Here is an 18,786-nt window from a genome sequence, read left to right on the forward strand (position 1 = left end):
CTTGAAACCAGTGAATAAATTTTAGCTAATGTAGTTCCAAATATTTTTCTTGGCACTCATTTCGATAAAAACATTTCTCAAGTTTTGATGCTCAGGTCGTTCCATTGTTGCATCTTCTTTTAATAATTTTATAGCGTGTTCTCTTGCTACCATTAATATATCTCTATCTTTTACTAAATCTGCAATTTGTAAATTTAAGATTCCACTTTGTTGCGTGCCTAAAATATCGCCTGGACCACGAAGTTTCAAATCAACCTCAGCAATTTCAAAACCATCGTTGGTGGCACACATTGTTTCTAATCGTGTTTTACTGTCATTGCTTAGTTTAAAACCTGTCATTAAAATGCAATAACTTTGATCAGCACCACGACCAACGCGACCGCGCAATTGATGTAATTGTGATAAACCAAATCGTTCAGCGCTTTCAATAACCATTACACTAGCATTCGGCACATTCACGCCAACCTCAATTACGGTCGTTGCTACCATTAGGTTTGTTTTTCCTGCTACAAAGCGTTGCATTTCGGCTTCTTTTTCGGCTGCTTTCATTTGTCCGTGAACAATTGAAATAGAATATTGTGGAAGCGGAAAATCTCTAGAAATACTTTCATATCCATCCATTAAGTCTTTATAATCTTGTGTAGAACTTTCGTTTATTAACGGATATACAATATAAATTTGTCTGCCTTTTGCAATTTCATCTTTTAAAAATTTCCATACTTTTAAGCGATTGGAATCAAAACGATGCACTGTTTGAATTGGTTTTCTTCCTGGAGGCAATTCGTCGATTACCGAAATATCTAAATCGCCATACAAACTCATGGCCAAAGTTCGCGGAATAGGTGTAGCGGTCATTACTAAAACGTGTGGTGGAATTTCATTTTTTTTCCACAATTTGCTGCGTTGTTCAACTCCAAATCGATGCTGCTCATCAATTACTGCTAATCCTAAATTTTTAAATTTAACTTTATCTTCGAGCAAAGCGTGAGTTCCGATAATTATGTCTAAAGTGCCGTTTTCAAGTTGTTCGTGAATTATTTTTCTTTCTGAAGTTTTACTTGAACCTGTTAGTATTTTAATATTAATATTCAAGTCTTTAGCCAACTCAGATAAACCTATAAAATGTTGATTTGCCAAGATTTCTGTCGGTGCCATTAAGCAACTTTGAAAACCGCTATCTTTAGCGATAAGCATACACATTAATGCCACAATAGTTTTCCCTGAACCCACATCACCTTGAAGCAATCGATTCATTTGGGCGTTGCTTCCCATATCGTTTCTTATTTCTTTGATGACACGTTTTTGAGCATTTGTTAAATTAAATGGCAAATGATTGGTATAAAAATCGTTAAAACTTGTGCCAACTTTATCAAACGGATGCCCTTTTATTTTGTGTTTTCTAACTAAGTTTTTGGTAATTAACTGCAATTGAATAAAAAATAATTCTTCAAATTTTAATCGGAATTGCGCTTTTGCTAATAATTCTTGACTCTTCGGAAAGTGAATATTAAACATAGCATCATTCTTCGGAATTAATTTCAAATGATTTATTATGGTATCTGGTAAGGTTTCAATAAAAGTAGCTTTTGTTTCAAGAAATAATTGCTGCATCGCTTTGTTTATAACTCTATTGGTTATGCCACGTTGCGTTAATTTTTCTGTACTAGGATAAACAGGTTGCATCGCACTTCGCAAACTCGCTTTGTGTTCTGCCAATAATTCCATTTCAGGATGCGCCATTGAAAATTGACCTTTGAAATCGGCTATTTTTCCGAAAATGACGTAAACTTCATTCAATTTTAAACTTTCTCTAATCCATTTTACACCTTGAAACCACGTGAGTTCCATTTGACCGGTTTCATCTGCAAATGAAGCTACTAAACGCTTTTGATTTTTACCAAATTCTACCGTTTTTATATGAATAATTTTACCAATAATTTGAACTTCAGAGGTTGTTCCTTGTAATTGATTGATTTTGTAATACCTTGTTCTATCAATATATCGGTTTGGGAACAAGTTCATCAAATCACCATAGCGATGTATGTTGAGCTCTTTTCGCAACAATTCGCCACGAGAAGGTCCGATACCTTTTAAATATTCGATAGGTGTTTGAAGAAGATTATTAGACATTTAAAATTTAATCAACTTAGATTTTTAGATTTATGCGAAGATAGATTTTTATTAGATAATTTGAAAATCTATGATTTGAAAACTCTGTATATTTGTAATTCAATTTTAGATTTATGAAATACTTATTGCTTTTATTCTTTTCCTTTTTATCTTTTGGTCAACAAATTACAAAAGTTGATTTTATAAAATGTGACGCAAAAATTAATCCGAATTTTAATTTAAAATCTATTGAAGGAATAGTTACCTACGAATTTAAAGTGATTTCAGAAATTGACTCCATTAGAATTGACGCAAAAAATATCGATTTTAAAGAAGTTTTAATAAACGGAAAATCAGTAAACTTTAAAAACAACAAGAAAGAACTAATTCTGTTTGAAGGATTTAAGAATGGAAAAAACAAAGTTTCATTTGAATATAAAGCTACACCAAAGCAAACGGTTTATTTTACTGGAATTGGTGACGGTCAACAAATTTGGACACAAGGACAAGGAAAATATACAAGTCATTGGTTACCGAGTTTTGATGATGTGAATGAAAAGGTTATTTTTAATATTTCTGTTCGATATGATAATAATTTTGTTGCAATTTCTAATGGTTTGTGGGTAGGTGGTTCAGGAGCAAATTATCGAAGATTTAATACGATTTATTTTGAAATGAAAAAACCAATGTCATCCTATTTAGTAATGCTTGCCATCGGAAAATTTCAATATCAAACAGATTTTTCTAATTCTGGCATTCCTTTGGAGAACTACTATAAACCCGAAGATGAATCTAAATATCAATACACTTATAAAGATTCCAAAACCATATTTGATTTTCTTGAAAAACAAATAGGAGTGAAGTACCCTTGGCAAGTTTACCGTCAAGTTCCTGTAGAGGATTTTCTTTATGCCGGAATGGAAAATACTTCTGCCACGATTTTTTCACAAGATTATGTAGTAGATGAATCCGCCTTTAACGATCGAAATTATATTAATGTTAATGCTCACGAGTTGGCGCATCAATGGTTTGGCGACTTAGTTACTGCTAAATCAGGAAAACATCATTGGCTACAAGAAGGATTTGCAACTTATTATGCTTTGCTTGCCGAACGTAAAATATTTGGTGAAGATTATTTTTACAACCAACTCTTTAGTTATGCTAATCGCATTAAAGTTGCTGCTAAAACAGATACAATTCCGGTGATGAATGAGAAAGCGAGTTCCTTGAGTTTTTATCAAAAAGGTGCTTGGGCATTGCATTTTATTAGAGAAAGTATTGGAGCTAAAAAATTTGATAAAGCGGTAAAAAAATATTTAAAAAAATACCAATTTAAGAATGTTGAAACCGATGATTTTTTGGCAGAAATTACAAAAGTAGCTGATTTTGATGCTGCTAATTTCAAAAAAGTGTGGTTAGAAGATTATAAATATCCTGCGAATGAAATTAATTTTTTGCTAACCAAAAATGGTTTTATGCGTGATTTATTAAAATTGCAATATGAACGAAAAAACAAATTAGAGGATAAATATAAATTATTAAAAGTAATTTTAGCTTCCGATAGTTATTCGGCATTAAAAATTGAAGTACTTTATCAAATTACTAATGAGTCTTTTGAAAAAACTGCTGAGTTGTATGATTTAGCGATGAAATCTAATGATATTGTTGTAAGACGATTCGTCGCAGAATCACTTTCAAAAGTCCCGGAATCTTTTAAAGAAAGTTTTGAAAGTTTGCTTGAAGACAAGTCTTATGAAACCAAACAAGCAGCATTTATAACTTTATGGGATAATTTTCCGAAAGATCGAGCAAACTATCTACAAATTGCACAAAATTGGGAAGGAAGAAACGATAAAGAATTGCGAATATTATATTTGACCTATGCCATTTCTTATTCAATGACGCATCCAGAAAATCAAGAATATGCTACAAATGCTTTAAAAGCGGTTAATGAATTAATAGATTATACCAAACCTAGCTATGAAAGTTCGATAAGGCAAAATGCTTTAGAAAACTTTTTAGCCATGTTTCCTGAAAATATCGAAGTATTAAAAAATTTAGTTCAAGCTACAACCCATCATAAATGGCAATTCACAAAATTTGCTAGAGACAAAATCAGAGAATTGACTAAAAATGATAAAATTTTAAAGGTTTTGCAAGAAATAGCACCACAATTATCGGTTGAAGAACAATATCAATTATCAAAGCTTATAAAAGTTTAATTTATTAATAATTAGATAATTTTGAGAAAAATAGGATTTCAATTTGTCTCTAAATTAATGTTTTACAAAATAAATTGGTACTAAAAAGTGTCATTCATCGATTATCAATGATTGATAACGATTATTTTTTTGATTGAAGTTTGTTATCGTTTCATTTGTTAACAGAACAAAAAACTCTAATCAAATAACTAAAATAGAACAAGATGAAGACAAACAAACTATTAATCCTTGGAGTAGCTCTTTTGACTCTAGTATTTACCAATTGTAATAGTAGTGATGATACTGCCGAAGATACTACATTTAACTTCGGGAATACTACTACAGCCAACTTTGCTGGTAAAATTGTAGATGTTAACAATCAACCATTATCAGGAGTTGCCATTGAAATGAGCGGACAAACCATTACAACGTCTTCTGACGGAACTTTTGAATTCAATAATGTTTCTGTAAAAGAACGTTTTGCTTATGTAACGGCAACAAAAAATGGTTATATCAATGGATCAAGAGTGGTTATGCCACACGAAGGTATTAACAAGATGACCATTATGATGTTGGAAAGAAATGTTGTGGCAACTATTCCATCTGGACAAACCACTGTGGTTAGTTTACCAAGTTCAACACGAGTTACTTTTGATGGTGCTTTTATGTTAGAAAATGGTCAAGCTTATACAGGAAACGTTAAAGTATCGATGCATTATTTAGATTCAAGAGATGAAAATGTATTTACTAAAATGCCAGGAAATTTAATTGGAACTAGAGAAGATGGTTCAATTTCAGGAATGGAAACTTACGGAATGGTTAATGTTGAACTTTATGGAGATAATGATGAGAAACTTCAAATAGCAACTGGCCACACGGCTAATATTTCAATGCCAATTGCTTCTAACCAGTTAGATACTGCACCTTCAACAATTCCGTTATGGCATTTTGATGAAGTTTCTGGATTATGGAAAGAAGAAGGTATGTCAAGAAAAATTGGAAATAGATACATCGGAAACGTTTCACACTTTACATGGTGGAATTGTGATTATGCCTATGTAGTTGCAACTTTAAATGTAGTAGTTAGTAACGCTGATGGAACGCCTGTAAATGGAGTTAAAGTAACTATTTCAAGACAATCAGGAAGTACAGGTGATGTTTTAATTGATTTGGGTACAACAGGACCAAATGGTACTTTGAGCGCCGGAGTTCCAAGAAATGAAGCGTTAACTTTTAGAGCGTATACAGCAGATGGTTTGCTAATAAATACTCAAGAATTACCTGCATCAAACTTAATGGTTAGAACGGTTTATGTAGTAATTCCAGTTTTGAATAAACCTTAATTAAATTACACTTCAATGATAAATTAAAAAGCCGTTTCTAAATTTGAAACGGCTTTTTTTGTTCTTTTATAAAAAATCTCTAATCTCTGTCTTTAAATAACTCAAAGCCAAATTAGTTGCCGATTCACTACTTTCAAATAAATTACTTAAAATAGTTTCTCTAAGCTTATCAGCATTTGCAACTTCTGGATTCATTGTGGTCTTTCTAATGTTTTGAATTAGAGTGTTTTTAGCAGTCACAATCATTGTCCAACATTCGTTTGTAACATAAATTTGTTGCGTTAAATTGTGTTCAAATTCTTGTTCAATATGTTGAATCAATAAATTTTGATAATCCACTTTATCATTGGTTATTGGTGCAACTCTAATTAATAATTTTGATGGATTAGTTCGTTCTAAAAATAAAGCTAATCTTTCATAAGCTTGCAATTTTAAAGGCAAAGCTTGCTTTTGATTTTCTTTTAACAAATTAAATCGTCTGCGTTGTTCTTCACTTTTAGAAAATGTTTGAAACGAATAATAAGCAACTGCGCCAGTAATTAAAGCGGGTAATGTATAAAATGCTAATTCAATAATTTTATCGGTATTCATAATTTTTTATAATTGTATTTGTGGAGCTTTTTTCTTAAACCATTCTCTATCGCGGTCTAAATTGTTTACTACATTATATTTTTTCTCTTGAGTATTAATTGTTAATTGTCCGTAATAAGTAGTTTTTCCTTTTTCAACAGTAAATTTATGATCTAACGGAATATCAAAAGTTGTTTGTCTTTCGCGACTGTTGTCATAAATTTTAATTTTCGCAAATTTATATTCGCCTTTGGGCTTTACAATTGAAAATAGAAAATAGGTTTTACCTTTTTCTCTAAAATCTCCGAACGAATTTTTATACACAATTTCATCACTCTGATTGGCATAATCAGCCACAGCCGTTAAATTATCAGTATAAACAAAAGTGTAGCCGCTATAGGTCTTATTTTCAATGCAGATGGTTCCAACAATCATACCTTCTTCATTTATTTCACTGTAGGAAGTTTTTAAATTTTTAGAAGGCGAAGAACATCCAAATAAAATCAATGAAACTATTCCGAGTAATAAATAATTTGTTTTCATATATAAGAAATTTAGTATACTACAAAGAAAAACATTTTTTAAGTTGAATACAAAAAATAGTTAATAAATCGAGCATTAAAATATTGTTATTGAATGTAACTAAAGCTATTTTTGTAAAACCTTAAAATTGAAAGTACGAATTCATATGATGCAGAAATATATCAGCCAATTAAACGAAGCACAACAACAACCCGTCTTGCAAAAAGATGGTCCAATGATCATTATTGCTGGCGCTGGCTCAGGAAAAACAAGAGTACTTACTATACGAATTGCTTATTTAATGAGCTTAGGTGTTGATGCTTTTAACATATTAGCTTTAACTTTTACCAATAAAGCAGCACGTGAAATGAAGAAACGTATTGCAGATATAGTTGGAACAGGCGAAGCTAAAAACCTTTGGATGGGAACATTCCACTCTGTTTTTGCAAGAATTCTAAGAAGTGAAGCTGATAAACTTGGGTTTCCTTCCAATTTTACGATATATGATACGCAAGATTCTGTAAGATTGATCTCTTCAATCATTAAAGAAATGCAATTAGATAAAGATGTTTACAAGCCTAAACAAGTTTTAAGTAGAATTTCATCTTATAAAAATTCATTAATTACTGTAAAAGCTTACCTAAATAATCCAGAACTTCAAGAGCAAGATGCGATGTCTAAAAAACCTCGTTTGGGTGAAGTTTATGCCAATTATGTAGATAGATGTTTTAAGGCTGGCGCAATGGATTTTGACGATTTGTTATTAAAAACCAACGAATTATTAAATCGTTTTCCTGATGTATTGGCGAAATATCAAGACCGTTTTCGATACATTATGGTTGATGAGTACCAAGATACCAATCATTCGCAATATCTGATTGTTAGAGCTTTATCTGATAGATTTCAGAATATTTGTGTTGTAGGTGATGATGCTCAAAGTATTTATGCTTTTCGTGGTGCCAACATCAATAACATATTAAATTTTCAAAAAGATTATGAAAATGTTCAAACCTATAGATTAGAACAAAATTATCGTTCTACTAAAAACATTGTTGAAGCAGCCAATTCTATTATTGATAAAAATAAAACTAAATTAGATAAGGTAGTTTGGACAGCCAATGATTTTGGACCAAAAATAAAAGTACACCGCAGCGTAACCGATGGTGAAGAAGGACGTTTTGTGGCAGGCGAAATATTTGAACAAAAAATGCGCAATCAAATGCTCAATAGTCAATTTGCCATTTTATATCGCACCAATGCGCAATCACGTTCGATGGAAGATGCACTTAGAAAAAGAGATATTCCTTACAGAATTTATGGCGGATTGTCGTTTTATCAACGAAAAGAAATTAAAGATGTTTTGTGCTATTTACGATTAGTAATTAATCCAAAAGATGAAGAAGCATTAATTCGTGTGATTAATTATCCAGCGAGAGGAATAGGTGATACCACAGTTGAAAAGTTAACTGTTGCAGCCAACCATTACAAACGTTCCATTTTTGAAGTAATGGAACACATTGATAAAATTGACTTAAAACTTAATTCTGGTACCAAGGCAAAACTGCAAGATTTTGTTACGATGATAAAGAGTTTTCAAGTTATTAATGAAAATCAAGATGCTTTTTATTTAGCCGATCACGTTGCCAAAAAAACAGGATTGGTACAAGAATTGAAAAAGGATGGTACGCCTGAAGGAATTGCACGTATAGAAAATATAGAAGTTCTTATGGGTGGAATCAAGGATTTCATTGAAGGACAAAAAGAAATTGATGGAGCAAGAGGTGCATTATCCGAGTTTATGGAAGATGTTGCGTTAGCAACCGATTTAGATAACGATACTGGCGATGATGATAGAGTTGCACTAATGACCATACATTTGGCAAAAGGTTTAGAATTTCCGCACGTCTTTGTAGTTGGAATGGAAGAAGACTTATTTCCAAGTGCAATGAGTTTGAATACTAGAAGTGAACTCGAAGAAGAACGCCGTTTATTTTATGTGGCCTTAACTAGAGCTGAACATCAAGCTTATTTAACTTATGCGCAATCACGTTATCGTTGGGGAAAATTAACCGATAGTGAACCTTCAAGATTCATTGAAGAAATAAAAGATGAGTATTTAGAATATATCAATCCGAGTGATGCTGGCGGTTATCGATATAAACCAATGATGGATATTGATATTTTTGGTGATGTTGACAAATCAAAATTGCGCTTATCAAAACCGGTAACCGGAACACCTCCAAAGAAGTATGGCGATGAACCCGTTTCATCATCGACAATTAGAAAATTAAAACCGGTTTCAAATAACGCACCGAGTTCGTCGAGTTCTAATTTGTTTGATAGCAAACTTACTATTGGAAATGTTGTTATGCATGAACGTTTTGGTAAAGGTGAAGTCATAAATCTAGAAGGAGTAGGTGCTGATAAAAAAGCTGAAATCCGATTTGATGTTGGCGGAATTAAAAAGTTGTTGTTGCGCTTTGCAAAGCTGGACGTAATTGGGTAACACAAAAATGAAAGTCACTAAAAGCAAACCTTCAAAAACAACTAAAACTAAACAAAAAAAACGAGAGGAAATTCAATACCAATTTCTAATAGCTGTTCTTGTCATTGGTTTAATACATTATTTTTTCATTGAATCTAAATATATTGGTGGTGATTACAGATATGATTTGTTTGTTTTTTGGATACCAGTAATTGTCGGTTTTTTGCTGATAGTAAAATTTAATATACTTTCAATTGACTGGAAGGATATTTTGACTAACATAAGAAAGGAAAAAAATATTTTTCACAAAATTATTTATTTACCATTACTATTTCTTGTGCATTTTATGTTGGCGGTGATGTATTTTTGGATTCCTGCTAACATAATTTTTGATGGTATCAATAAAATTGAATCAAATAAAAATGTAATTGAAACTTATACTTTAAAAGTTCACGAGTTCCATCATTCAAGTGGACGAAGCGGTAGCACTTTAGTTAGATTCATTTTTAAGGGTGAAAAAGAGCACATAAAAGTTAGTTATGAAGACATCAAACCTTACTTAGATAAAAATCCTAATGATTTTCAAATTAGTATTGAAGTTAAAAAAGGAATTTGGAATTATTATATTTTAGAAAATTGGGATATCAAAGAACTGTTAGAGATTAAATCACCTTAATATTTTTTGAAATTTCTCTTCCTTTATATTTTTACAAATAATATTTTACAAAATAAAAAAACTCTTTTACGAAGATATAGATTTAAACCGTAAATCATATTGTAAATAAATTCAATTTTTTTTATTCTAAAGCAACCTTTCTTATAAAATTGCATCATATAAAAATAATTAACACATACCAAATGAAAAAAAATATTTGTTTTCTATTATTTTTTTTGTGCAATAATGTTCTAAATGCGCAAATTATTACCATACCTGATGCTAATTTTAAAGCGATATTGTTAAGTGCTAGTCCAAATAATAATATAGCATCGATAGAAACACCTATAATTCCTTTTAATAATCCAAATAGTGTTGAAGGTTTTTGTTCTTCCTATAATTCTATTGATACAAATAATGATGGAGAGATTCAAGTTAGTGAGGCAAGTGCAATTAAGTTTTTAAATATTTTTAGAATCGGAACAGCAACTCCTGTAATTTATGATATTACTGGTATTAGTAGTTTTGTTAATTTAATTTATTTAAGTTTTGGCAATCATAATGTAAATAACTTTAATGTTAGTGGATTATCAAATTTAACTTATTTAAATTGTATTCGAAACCAAATTAATAATTTAAATGTAAATGGACTATCAAATTTAAGGTATTTGGATTGTGGTTGGAATCAATTGTCAACTTTAAATTTAAATAGTTTAGTTAATCTAGAATATTTAAAATTTCCTGAAAATAATATTTCTAGTGTTGATTTATCAAACTTAAATTTATTAAAAGAAATTGACTGTGATGCTAACCCCATTTTATTAACTAATTCTACATTTGGTAATCCAAGCGTTCTTAAATATTTATCATGTAAAAGTATTAGTTCTTTTAGTATTAATTTGAGTAATTTTCCAAATTTAAATCACTTATATTGTGAACAAAACCAGTTAACTACCTTAGATCTTTCAGGTTTAAATAATTTGATTACTTTAAGTTGTCGAAATAATCAGATTACAAGTTTAAATCTTTCAAATTTAGTTACATTAACGAGGCTAGACTGTTCATTTAATCCTATATTGTTTACAAACATTAATTTTGGTTCGAGTGCAAATTCAATAGTTGATTTAAAAGTAAATGGATTAGGAGCGACTAGTATTGATTTTAGTGTTTTATCTAATTTAATTACTTTGGAATGTAATCAGAATCAACTAACTATTTTAGATTTGAGTAACAATTTTTCTCTACGAAATTTCAGCTGCCATTCTAATAACCTTAATTATATAAATATAAAAAATGGTGTAAATTCTAATTCAACAAATATCGTAAGTATTGCTGATAATCCAAATTTAACTTTCATTTGTGCTGATACAGGAGAACTACTTTTTGTTAATCTAATGTTAAATTCATATAGTTATACCAATTGCCATGTAAATAGTTATTGCAGTTTTACTCCAGGTGGAACTTTTTATAACATTAATGGTACAAATAGAATTGATTTAAACAATGATGGTTGTAATGCTCAAGATGTAGTTTACCCTAATTTAAAATTAAATTTTACAAATGGTACCACGACAGGAAGTTTTATTTCGAATGATTCAGGTAATTATAGTGTTCCCGTTTTAGGTGGAACACATACAATAACACCTCAATTAGAAAATATGAATTATTTTACTGTCGTACCTTCAAGTGCCACTATAAATTTTCCCGCATCAACAAGTCCGTTTATTCAAAATTTTTGCATTACGCCCAATGGTGTTGTTAACGATTTAGAGGTTATAATAATTCCGATGGGTGTTGCAAGACCAGGTTTTGATGCTACTTATAAAATACTATGTAAAAATAAAGGGAATCAAATAGAAAATAATGCTGTAGTCAATTTTAATTTTAATGATTCAATTTTAGATTTTGTTTCATCGAGTGTAACTCCTACAAGTCAAAATGTAAATGCACTCACTTGGAATGTTGGAACATTGGTTCCGTTTCAAAGCGGTGAAATCTTAGTTACGTTTAATGTTAATTCACCTACTGAAAATCCAGCAGTAAATATTGGAGACGTTTTAAATTTTACTGCATCAATAAACCCTATCGTCAATGACGCATTACCTAATGATAACACATTCAACTTCAATCAAATTGTTGTTGGTTCTTACGATCCAAATGACAAAGAATGTTTAGAAGGCACAATTATAAATCCAAGTATGATTGGTAGTTATGTTCATTACAAAATCCGTTTTGAAAATACAGGAACGTATCCAGCGCAAAATGTAGTAATTAAAGATGAAATTGATACAACTAAATTTGATATTTCATCGCTACAAATAATGGATACTTCTCACAGTTGTGTTACTCGAATTACTAATAATAAAGTGGAATTTATTTTCGAAAACATCAATCTTCCCTTTGACGATGCAATAAATGATGGTCATGTAGTATTTAAAATAAAAACAAAACCTACTTTATCTGTCGGAAGTACAATTAGTAATTTGGCTAATATTTATTTTGATTATAATTTTCCAATAGTAACCAATACAGCTACATCAACATTTACTGCTTTGAATAGTAACGAAGTTGAAAATAAATCAATTGAAATCTATCCTAATCCTACAACCGAATTGATAAATATTTCAAGTAAAGATTTAATCAAAACTATTGAAATGTATGACATTCAAGGTCGATTATTAATGACGAAATTAAATGACTCACTAAATGCAACTTTAGATTTATCTAATCAAAATACAGGAACCTATTTTGTAAAAGTTATTACTGACTACGGTATAAAAATCGAGAAGGTATTAAAAAAATAAACTGCAATTTATTACTGTACCAAATTTAGAAGTACGATTCATATTTTATTATACTTTACCAACTAATAAATATAAATTTTGTACTTTTACAACTATGTCACAATTTATAAAAATATACGACGATAAGCCAAGCGAAGCAGCTGTTAAAAGAGTTGTTGATGTGCTGCGAAATGGTGGTTTAATAATCTATCCAACCGATACGGTTTATGGATTAGGCTGCGATATTACCAATTTGCGAGCACTTGAGAAAGTAGCCAAAATTAAGGGAATCAAACTTGAAAAAGCCAATTTGTCTTTCATTTGTTATGATTTAAGTCATATTTCTGATTATGTTAAACAAATTGACACAGCGACTTTCAAACTTTTAAAAAGAGCATTACCTGGAGCTTATACTTTTATTTTACCCGGAAATAATGATTTACCGAAGGTATTTAAAAACAAAAAAACAGTCGGAATTCGTGTGCCAGATAACAATATCATTAGAGCAATCGTTAAAGAACTGGGAAATCCAATCATTTCTACTTCAATATATGATGAAGATGAAGTTTTAGAATATTCTACCGATCCTGAATTAATATTTGAAAAATGGCAAGGCATTGTTGATGCGGTCATTGATGGTGGTTATGGAGATAATATTCCGTCGACTATAATTGATTTATCTGGTTATGAGCCTGAAGTTATTCGTGAAGGAAAAGGAAGTTTAGATATTTTATAAAATGAAATCGGTACCACTTCTTCTACTACTTTTTTTATCATTTACAACAAGCTTTTCGCAAGTGATAAAAGGTAAAATTGTCGACAATAAAAATCAACCATTACCTGGAGCAAACATCTATTTTGACGGTACAACTGTAGCAACCATAGCTGATTCTGAGGGCAATTTTACTTTGCAATATGGCAGTAAATTAAACAGTATTTTGGCAGTAAGTTTTATTGGATATCAAACACAGTACATTCAAAATTATCAAGAAGATAAAGAGTTAGTTATCATTTTAAAAGAAGCCGTAAACGTCTTAAATGAAGTAGTTTTAAAGAAAAACCGATTTTCGAGAAAACAAAAACTACAACTTTTTAGAGAGCAATTTCTCGGGCAAACTAACGTCGGAAAAAAAGCTAAAATTGAAAATGAAGATGATTTATATTTCGATTACGATGAAACAACCAATACGTTCAAAGCTTATTGTGATAAACCATTAATTATAAACAACACACTTTTGGGATACAAAATCAACTATGAATTGGTAGATTTTGAGGTGAAATTTGTAACCACAAGCATCAAATCTGTCGATGTTTATAGAAGTTTATATTTGGGATTATCGCGCTATGAAGAGATCGAAGCGACACCTAAAATAATAAAACAAAGACAAGAATGTTACGAAGGTTCGCAATTACATTTTTTTAGAAACTTAGTAAATAATATTTGGAATAAAGATAACTTTCTATTGTTTGTAGGTAAATTTCAAGACAATCCGAATGATTATTTTGCAATATCCAATGAAGGTGATTCTAAAAAAGTTACGATAACTAAGCAAGATAAAACTTTGGTTGGAAAGAAGTTTATTGCGGAATTCAATTTGTTATTCAAGAAAAAAAAGCAATCAAGAATTATTTTTGAAACTGAAACTTTTTTTGTTGACCAATTCGGAAACAATTCTAATGTGCAAGACATCATTTTCTCAGGATATATTGCGCAACTAAAAGTAGCCGATATGCTACCAATGAATTATGGTGTAAAATAAAAACGCCTCGATTTCTCAAGGCGTAATTTATAGTATTGAATGAATTATTGTTTCTTCATTTCTTTTTCAATCATTTCATAGAATTCGTCGATTTTTGGTAAAACTACGATTCTTGTTCTTCTATTTGTAGCTCTATTTTCAGCAGTTTTGTTATCCACTAATGGCACATATTCGCCGCGTCCAGCCGCAATTAATTGAGATGGTTTTACGCCTAAATCTTTAGTCAAAACTCTAACAATGGCAGTCGAACGTTTTACACTTAAATCCCAATTGTCAAGTAAAACAGCATTTCCAGTGAATGGTACGCTATCAGTGTGACCTTCAACCATACATTCAAAAGTAGGTTTGTCATTAACTACTTTTGCAACTTTTGCTAAAACTTCTTTCGCTCTATCACTTACAACATAACTTCCGCTTTTGAAAAGTAGTTTATCTGCAATCGAGATAAATACAACTCCTTTTTCAACATTTACTTCAATGTCTGGATCAGAAATTCCAACCGAACTTTTAAGACTAGTAACTAATGCTAAAGTAACGCTATCTTTTTTAGTCAAAGCATCTTGCATTCTAGAGATTTTTAAATCTTTTTCTTTAATAGATTCTAATGCTTTTTCAATATTTGCAGCACCTTGTTGTGTTAACGTAGTCATATTACCTACATTATTTATCAACTCCGAATTGTTTTTCTTTAAATATTCGTTTTGTTTTTCAAGTGCTTCTCTTTCAGACAAACACAAGTTTAATTTAACCGATGTCGAATTTAATAAGTCCTGACATTCTTTATTTTTTTGCTCTAATTCAGCAATTTTCTTTTTTGTTCCGCACGATGTTAAGGTCAATGCAGCTAATGAAAACATTAAAATTACTTTTCTCATATTTAATTTGATTTTTGATATTGCAAAATTACAATTTCTTACTTCTTTAAACGCAGTAATACTATAAACTATTGTTAATTATTGTTCAAAAACCTTGCCGCCTTTAACAAAATAGGAGTAAACAATGCTTTTTGTGTGGTAATAATTGTCTTTTTGAATGGTATTTCTTTTCTTTAAATTATTAGAAATCAAATGATAAAAATGAAAATGAGCTTTTAGAATAGCAAAAAAATGTTTGAACTTTCCTTGTGAAATAAATTTGAGTGCAGCAATGCCATCCAAAATCATTCGGATAAATAAAATAGGAAGTAATTGCTTTTTTGGTAAGTTTTTCAATAGCATCAATAAAGAATTTCTAAAATTTAAAAACGTCTTCTTGGGATTACCCTCATTTAATGTAGCGCCACCAACGTGATAAACAGTTGACTTTGAATTATATTTAACGGTATAACCTAAATTAAACGCTCTCCAACACAAATCAATTTCTTCTTGATGCGCAAAAAAATCGCCATCAAATCCGTTCAATTTTCGATAGACTTCTTTTCTGATAAAAAAACAAGCACCGCTTGCCCAAAAGATAGTGATATCATCATCATATTGATGGATGTCTTTTTCTATGGTTTCAAAAATGCGACCTCGACAAAACGGAAATCCATATTGATCGATAAATCCACCAGCTGCGCCAGCATATTCAAAAAAATCTTTGTTTTTATAATCTAATATTTTAGGCTGAATGATAGCTGTGTTGGCATCATTTTCAAATGCCGATAGGATAGGAGTCAACCAATTTTCGGTTACTTCAACATCCGAATTCAAAAGACAATAAAATTCTTCTTCAACTTGCTGTAAAGCCATGTTGTAACCGTTGGCAAAGCCGTAATTACCATCGTTTTTGATGATTTTTATGGTTGGATAATTATCTTTTATAAATTGAATTGAATGATCAGTTGAAGCATTATCAGCAACATATATAGTAGCTTCATTAGAAAAAGAAATGACAGAAGGCAAAAACTGTTCGAGTAACTTTTCACCATTCCAATTCAATATAACTACAGCAATTTTTTTCAAGGTTTATTTATTTGAAGTTTCAAAATCTGGAAGTTCTTTTAGAAAATTATATTTCTCATTTTCAAAATCCATTTGGCAAAAATAATGATTTAAACCGTTAGAAACCATAAGATATTTGGCTTTCAAAACTAAATTATATCGTGCAATTTGATCAAAGGTTTGTTGTGCAATTTTTACTTCAGGAGCTTTGCATTCTATCAGTAAAAATAACTCTCCATTTGGCTGATATACAACAATATCATAACGTTTATTTAAATCATTAATTTTGATTAATTTTTCAACATTTATATATGATTTGGGATATTTTTTTTCTTGAAGTAAGTAGTGAACAACGTGCTGACGAACCCATTCTTCGGGAGTAAGAATGATAAATTTTTTCCTGATTTCATCGAAGATAGCTACTTTATTTTCACTATTTTTGAACCGAAACGTAAACGTTGGAAAATTTAGTTTTTGCATTCTGCAAAAATAGCTATTTTATGTAAACTGCCAACTGATACTGAATACTGAATACTGATAATAATGGATGAAGTTGTAAAAATAATCAATGATATAAAAGCCGGAAACATAAAACCAATCTATTTTTTGATGGGTGAAGAACCTTATTATATAGATAAGTTAACAGAATATATTGAGCAAAATGTTTTGCAAGAACACGAGCGCGATTTTAATCAAACCGTTCTTTACGGACGTGATGTAACCATTGATGATGTGGTTGGAAACGCCAAACGTTTTCCGATGATGGCTGATAGACAAGTTGTTATTGTGAGAGAAGCACAAGAATTATCCAAAACAATTGATAAGTTAGAATCTTATGTTGAAAATTTTCAGCCAACTACCGTTTTAGTTTTTGCTTACAAATACAAAACGCTTGATAAAAGGAAAAAAGTTACCAAACTGCTTGACAAACACGGAGTAGTTTTTGAAAGTAAAAAAATGTACGACAATCAAGTTGGTACTTGGATAACAAGGGTTTTACAAGGAAAAGGATATGCAATTGAGCCTAAAGCCAATATGATGTTAGTGGAGTTTTTAGGAAATGACCTGAGCAAAATCAGTAACGAATTAGATAAACTACAGATCATTTTACCAAAAGGACATACCATTAATCCGAAAGATATCGAGGTTAATATTGGTTTTAGTAAGGATTATAATGTGTTTGAGTTACAAAATGCTTTGGGTTCTAAAAATCAACTTAAAGCATACAAAATTGCGCAATATTTTGCAGACAATCCGAAGGATAACCCAATGGTTGTAACTACAAGTTTAGTATTTACATTTTTTGTGAAGTTATTAAAGTATCACGGATTAAAAGATAAAAATCCAAAGAATGTAGCGTCAGTACTTGGTGTAAATCCTTATTTTCTAAAAGATTATGATGTGGCATTGAAAAATTATCCAATGAAAAAAGTAAGCGCAATTCTCGCGACTTTAAGAGATATTGATGTCAAGAGTAAAGGTGTAGGCGCAAATGCTTTAACTACACACGATTTACTGAAGGAAATGCTGGTTAAAATTTTCAATTAAAAATGAATGTATGTTTTAAGACAAGTTTGTTTCAAAGAATATTTTTTATCATTATTTTTTTAGTAATCATCTACATTGAATTTTACTTATTATTAATTTATGAATTCTTATTTTACTTATCATTTGAATATTTAAATTCTAATTCAACCTATTTAAAACTGAAGTATTATAAAGTCTATAATAACCTATTTTTATTTTTCCTAGTTTTTATTGTTTTAGTTAGATGTAATTTATTTAATTTTTCAGAAACTGTTCATTATCATTTAAATAGTTTAGAACATTTGTTTTTTGCACTTATTATATGCTTGTTACTTTCAATTTATATTCAAATCTTTAAGTTTCCTCTTCATACAACATTTCAAATATTAATTTTTGTATTTATAACTTTCAATGGTATTGGTTTTCTAAATGAATTCTTTCAAAATTTCTTTCAACAAACACCTATTTTTATACTAAATACCACCGATATCAAAGACCTGATTATTAATTTTATTGGTTCTACTTTCTTTATTTTGATATCAATGTTCTATAAAATTAAAAATTAGTTTAAAAATTAATCTATAATACCGATATTTGTAATCCTCAAAAAATAAAATAAAAATTACACATTATGGGAATGAATAAAAACACTGTTTTTGGATGGGCAACCTTAATAATGATAGTTATGGGCTTAATTCTAATTGCACTTGGAGCATTTAGATATGATGAAACAGCAGGTTGGGGTTTTGCAGCCACAGGAATTGGTTTTCTAGCCAATGCATGGGTTTTTAACGCATTAAAAGGAAGAGTATAAAATATCCAATATCTAAAATCTAATATCTAAAATCTAATATCTAAAATCTAATATCTAAAATCTAATATCTAAAATCTAATATCTAAAATCTAATA

General features: G+C 30.1%; 15 protein-coding genes. 9 read left to right on the plus strand and 6 right to left on the minus strand.

Features of this window, described 5'->3' with window-relative positions; genetic code table 11:
* Positions 1-21: 21 nt before the first annotated feature.
* Positions 22-2,130, minus strand: a complete 2,109-nt coding sequence (gene recG, locus Q0050_RS02630; protein WP_298392405.1) for an ATP-dependent DNA helicase RecG — start codon at positions 2,128-2,130, stop codon at positions 22-24.
* Between the two features lie 113 nt (positions 2,131-2,243).
* On the opposite strand from recG, the gene Q0050_RS02635 reads away from it, so the two are divergent.
* A complete protein-coding gene (locus Q0050_RS02635) occupies positions 2,244-4,331 on the plus strand; it encodes a M1 family metallopeptidase (RefSeq protein ID WP_298392407.1) in 2,088 nt (695 codons plus the stop codon).
* A gap of 203 nt (positions 4,332-4,534) precedes the next feature.
* Positions 4,535-5,653, plus strand: coding sequence for a hypothetical protein (locus tag Q0050_RS02640; RefSeq protein ID WP_298392409.1), 1,119 nt, complete (start codon positions 4,535-4,537; stop codon positions 5,651-5,653).
* A gap of 66 nt (positions 5,654-5,719) precedes the next feature.
* On the opposite strand, the gene Q0050_RS02645 is transcribed toward Q0050_RS02640, so the two are convergent.
* Together Q0050_RS02645 and Q0050_RS02650 are read right to left on the minus strand one after the other, a co-directional pair.
* Complete coding sequence (locus Q0050_RS02645; RefSeq protein ID WP_298392412.1) at positions 5,720-6,244, minus strand: hypothetical protein; 525 nt, start codon at positions 6,242-6,244, stop codon at positions 5,720-5,722.
* 6 nt (positions 6,245-6,250) lie between these two features.
* Complete coding sequence (locus Q0050_RS02650) at positions 6,251-6,766, minus strand: hypothetical protein (RefSeq protein WP_298392414.1); 516 nt, start codon at positions 6,764-6,766, stop codon at positions 6,251-6,253.
* Between the two features lie 148 nt (positions 6,767-6,914).
* Between Q0050_RS02650 and Q0050_RS02655 the strand changes: the two genes are divergently transcribed.
* From Q0050_RS02655 to Q0050_RS02675, 5 genes are all read left to right on the plus strand, one after another.
* Entirely contained in the window at positions 6,915-9,251 is a 2,337-nt protein-coding gene (locus tag Q0050_RS02655) for an ATP-dependent helicase (RefSeq protein WP_298392433.1), read from the plus strand.
* A 7-nt stretch (positions 9,252-9,258) separates the two neighbouring features.
* Positions 9,259-9,906: a hypothetical protein gene (locus tag Q0050_RS02660; RefSeq protein ID WP_298392416.1), complete on the plus strand. Its 648-nt coding sequence runs from the start codon at positions 9,259-9,261 to the stop codon at positions 9,904-9,906.
* A 182-nt stretch (positions 9,907-10,088) separates the two neighbouring features.
* Positions 10,089-12,689 carry a T9SS type A sorting domain-containing protein gene (locus Q0050_RS02665; protein WP_298392417.1) on the plus strand — a complete coding sequence of 867 codons (2,601 nt, stop codon included), beginning with the start codon at positions 10,089-10,091 and terminating at the stop codon, positions 12,687-12,689.
* Between the two features lie 94 nt (positions 12,690-12,783).
* A complete protein-coding gene (locus Q0050_RS02670) occupies positions 12,784-13,404 on the plus strand; it encodes an L-threonylcarbamoyladenylate synthase (protein ID WP_298392419.1) in 621 nt (206 codons plus the stop codon).
* A gap of 1 nt (position 13,405) precedes the next feature.
* Positions 13,406-14,428, plus strand: coding sequence for a carboxypeptidase-like regulatory domain-containing protein (locus tag Q0050_RS02675; RefSeq protein WP_298392421.1), 1,023 nt, complete (start codon positions 13,406-13,408; stop codon positions 14,426-14,428).
* A 44-nt stretch (positions 14,429-14,472) separates the two neighbouring features.
* Here the strand turns inward: Q0050_RS02675 and Q0050_RS02680 are convergent, their stop codons facing one another.
* The 3 genes from Q0050_RS02680 to Q0050_RS02690 all read right to left on the minus strand — a co-directional run bounded on the left by Q0050_RS02680 (position 14,473) and on the right by Q0050_RS02690 (position 16,830).
* Complete coding sequence (locus Q0050_RS02680) at positions 14,473-15,303, minus strand: OmpA family protein (RefSeq protein WP_298392423.1); 831 nt, start codon at positions 15,301-15,303, stop codon at positions 14,473-14,475.
* A 78-nt stretch (positions 15,304-15,381) separates the two neighbouring features.
* Complete coding sequence (locus Q0050_RS02685) at positions 15,382-16,371, minus strand: glycosyltransferase family 2 protein (RefSeq protein ID WP_298392425.1); 990 nt, start codon at positions 16,369-16,371, stop codon at positions 15,382-15,384.
* 3 nt (positions 16,372-16,374) lie between these two features.
* Complete coding sequence (locus Q0050_RS02690; protein ID WP_298392427.1) at positions 16,375-16,830, minus strand: type I restriction enzyme HsdR N-terminal domain-containing protein; 456 nt, start codon at positions 16,828-16,830, stop codon at positions 16,375-16,377.
* Positions 16,831-16,893: 63 nt separating this feature from the next.
* On the opposite strand from Q0050_RS02690, the gene holA reads away from it, so the two are divergent.
* Together holA and Q0050_RS02700 are read left to right on the plus strand one after the other, a co-directional pair.
* On the plus strand, positions 16,894-17,898 hold the full coding sequence (gene holA / locus Q0050_RS02695) for a DNA polymerase III subunit delta (RefSeq protein WP_298392429.1): 1,005 nt from the start codon (positions 16,894-16,896) through the stop codon (positions 17,896-17,898).
* Positions 17,899-18,508: 610 nt separating this feature from the next.
* Positions 18,509-18,691: a CAL67264 family membrane protein gene (locus Q0050_RS02700; protein ID WP_298392431.1), complete on the plus strand. Its 183-nt coding sequence runs from the start codon at positions 18,509-18,511 to the stop codon at positions 18,689-18,691.
* The last annotated feature ends 95 nt before the right edge of the window (positions 18,692-18,786 follow it).

The sequence above is a fragment of the Flavobacterium sp. genome, assembly GCF_027483985.1.
Taxonomy (GTDB): Bacteria; Bacteroidota; Bacteroidia; order Flavobacteriales; family Flavobacteriaceae; genus Flavobacterium.